The organism is Polynucleobacter sp. 35-46-11, from assembly GCF_002281105.1.
On record NZ_NCFJ01000499.1, the window covers coordinates 1 to 1837 of the forward strand.

At 43.7% G+C, this 1837-nt stretch carries 3 protein-coding genes and 1 pseudogene; 1 reads left to right on the forward strand and 3 read right to left on the reverse strand.

Going from position 1 to position 1837, the window contains the following annotated elements; translation table 11 throughout:
• Positions 1-314, forward strand: a pseudogene (locus B7Y67_RS16850) (TonB-dependent receptor); the annotation flags it as partial.
• An 8-nt stretch (positions 315-322) separates the two neighbouring features.
• Here B7Y67_RS16850 and B7Y67_RS16855 read toward each other — a convergent pair.
• The 3 genes from B7Y67_RS16855 to B7Y67_RS16865 form a co-directional block, all read right to left on the reverse strand.
• Positions 323-850 (reverse strand): chromate transporter, encoded by a 528-nt coding sequence (locus B7Y67_RS16855; RefSeq protein ID WP_293599617.1) that lies wholly within the window; start codon positions 848-850, stop codon positions 323-325.
• Complete coding sequence (locus tag B7Y67_RS16860) at positions 847-1413, reverse strand: chromate transporter (protein ID WP_215303423.1); 567 nt, start codon at positions 1411-1413, stop codon at positions 847-849. The genes B7Y67_RS16855 and B7Y67_RS16860 overlap by 4 nt, the downstream gene beginning before the upstream one ends.
• 2 nt (positions 1414-1415) lie before the next feature.
• A partial coding sequence (locus tag B7Y67_RS16865; protein ID WP_293599618.1) for a hypothetical protein occupies positions 1416-1837 on the reverse strand: 422 nt, incomplete at its 5' end.

The following is a 1837-nucleotide window of genomic DNA, read 5'->3' on the forward strand; positions in this document are numbered from 1 at the left end:
TGCAACCTGCTCCACGTTTAGGTGCAGAACTAGCTCATCAACGAAATGGCTGGCTCACCAATGCAACTTATATCTATAGCTATCAACAAAATAAATTAGCTAGCTGGGAAATCGGTCCTGCGCCAAGTTATAACCTCTTGAATGCAGGCATCTCCTATACAGAGAAAATTAAGGATGTGAATTGGACTGTGTATATGAATTTGAAGAACTTACTTAATGAGCAAATTCGATATGCCACTACACCAATGGCTGTGAGACTCTTCGCTCCGCAACCAGGCAGAAGTCTCATGGTTGGCTTGCGAGGAACTTTCTAAGCTTTAGACTATTTTAGGTAAGCCATCAATAAAGCACCCAATCCTCCGGAGCCAAGAATGACTAATACTGGGTTAATTTTGGTTCTGAGGATAAGGTAAAGGGTCACCAGTGCAAGCGCCGCAGTCACACCTCCCACGATAGAAGCTTTGCCCACGGCATAAACGCCAGAGGCCATTAGGCCAATTGAAATCGGCTCCAATGCATTTTGAATGGAACGTCTCCAAGGATTTTCACCAAAGCGATTCCACAGGCGGCCAACATAGAAACACAAGAAGCTCGACGGCAAGAAAAAGGAGAGCAGTACAACCCCTGCTCCCATTAGTCCTGCAATTTGATAGCCAATGACTAGGACCATCAACATATTCGGCCCCGGTGCCAACTGACCAATACTGTAAATATGAACGAATTGAGTATGGTTAACGCCAAACTGTTGCGCCAAGACTGTTTGCATCTCTGGCAATACGGCAGTGCCTCCGCCAACCGCCAAAATCGATAGCAAGGCAAAGCTCAAGCCCAGATGAATTAATGCACTCATACTTTTTTACTCGGCCGATATAAGTACAGAGAAATCGGCGCCATAATCAAAATGACATAGGGTAAAGATAATTTGGCAATACTCATTAATAAAAAGGTGCAAATAATAATGAGCAAAGATTGCATGTGTCTCCAATGATCACTGCCAATCTTGTAAGTGATGGCAGCCAAAAGTCCAGTAGCTGCAGCAGCAATGCCTGCCAACACATAGTTAACCAAGGGATGATCTGCAGCACTCGCATAGATGATGCCTACTGCTAATACAAAGATTGATCCCGGCAGAATGAGACCTATGGTTGCAGTAATTGCACCCAAGGCACCACGCAAATGGTCGCCAGAGATCACTGCGAGGTTTACAGAATTGAGACCTGGCATCGTTTGACTAATGGCCAGGTAGGCCATAAATTCATCTGCGGAAAGCCACTTACGTTTCTCAACCAATAAGATCCGCTCATAGGCAATAATCCCACCACCAAAGCTAACCGCTCCAATGATGAAAAATTGTATAAAGAGATCTTTTAGACTCGGCACTTCAGCATGAACGCCCTCAATATCTGAACCCATTACTATTCTGGCTTTCCATAAACCAAAGCAGTTTTAGTGCTACCTATTTCCAACCAGTTCGCAAGTTCGATTTGGAGTTTTTTGAAGAACTTATCAGCACGCTTATGTGCCTTAGCTTGCTTCCTATTGGCATCGTTAACGCGATAGGAAAATGCTAACTCACCAACAATCGGATCGCCAACACTTCTCATCCAGATTGCGATTTCACAATGGGCCTGAACACCATCACCAAAAACTAAATTACCAAGTGGTAAACAAGCTTCTAATATTTTATTAGTACTTCCACCAACAATACGAAGCGGCTTCTTCTTATCAATAGGTAGCTTGGCCAGGCCAGGGAAAAATTTGATAACACTAGATAAGGATCGTTCAAATAGACTATCTAGTGGTACCGCATCGAGAATTGCGTTGTTGGAATAAATAG